Annotated in this window: 1 protein-coding gene; it reads right to left on the bottom strand. The window is 28.7% G+C overall.

Translation table 11 applies throughout. The annotated features are described in order from the left end of the window. Positions 1-243: hypothetical protein (locus ACFIL8_RS10835; protein WP_375689779.1), on the bottom strand; the 243-nt coding region annotated here is incomplete at its 3' end. Positions 244-1,059 lie beyond the last annotated feature (816 nt).

The raw sequence follows: 1,059 nt of genomic DNA, 5'->3' as shown, positions 1-1,059 counted from the left end.
ATAATTATCAGAAACAATATATTGGGTATTTTCTCCCAAAGCTTTGAAATGTTCATGACCGCAATGGATTTTTGCTTTTTCCAGAACGCGCAACATGTCTTCGAAAATACTTCTTTTGCTTTCCACAACAAAATACAGTTTTTCTTGCCCATTTTGCTCGAATAATACAGTCCAATCGGGAGTATATGATCCAAGAGATGTATCAATTTTAAACCATTTAGGCAGTTTCGCATAAACTTTAATCTTATCGTTTTTTTCAAATGATTGTGCAAAATTGAACTCAATATCTGAATCATAAATACATGATCATAAGTTGATTTATCAGTTTTTGTCATATTCTTTTATAAAACAATTTGCTTTTATATTTATTAAAATGCATTTTCTATTTTATTTTTTCGTATAATTAGCCAATGAAGTTTTTGCTCTAATATCGCAATTTGTAAAAGACTATTTTGGTCATTCAATATGAAACTTTTTATGTCGGTTTCTTGTATTGAAAGCAATGGTACGATTTTTGATATCTGTATAAAATATTTACAAAAGAATTAATAACGCATGATTATAGAATTTTGTTCTTTGTTTGAAGCATGTACAGTTAAACCATTGTTTATTCATAGATTTTATGTTCATTATTTATTTGATACATTTAATCTAGAATGTAAATTGTGTTCGTATACTCAAACTAAAATACTGGTATTGAAGTGGTGAGAGTGTTGCTTTGTTGAGAATAGATCATTGGGTAGGTTGGTATTCCCTTTGTATCAGAGAATTCAACTTATTCTCTCATATTGTGTGTGGATGAAATGTTAACCGCATAATGCTCCCTCTTACATGAGATGTAAGATTGATATGTTTTCCACATTGAGAAAAGTTGTTGATCGTAGGGGAATATTTTCTGCGAAATTCGTTTGGCTTAAATGGAAAAAATAGAGCAAGAGTCGCATATTTGTTATGCTGTAATGGCATATATATAATCGATGGAGTCAACACTTCATTTAAGAAGTTTTTTAAAGGAAAAACATAAAAAAATAGAATTATTGAAAAAAATCTTTTATTTTG

It is taken from the genome of Bartonella sp. AP57NXGY, assembly GCF_042195805.1.
Lineage (GTDB): Bacteria > Pseudomonadota > Alphaproteobacteria > Rhizobiales > Rhizobiaceae > Bartonella.
Note: the sequence above shows the minus strand (reverse complement) of the source record. Positions and strands in the feature narration are given on the sequence as shown.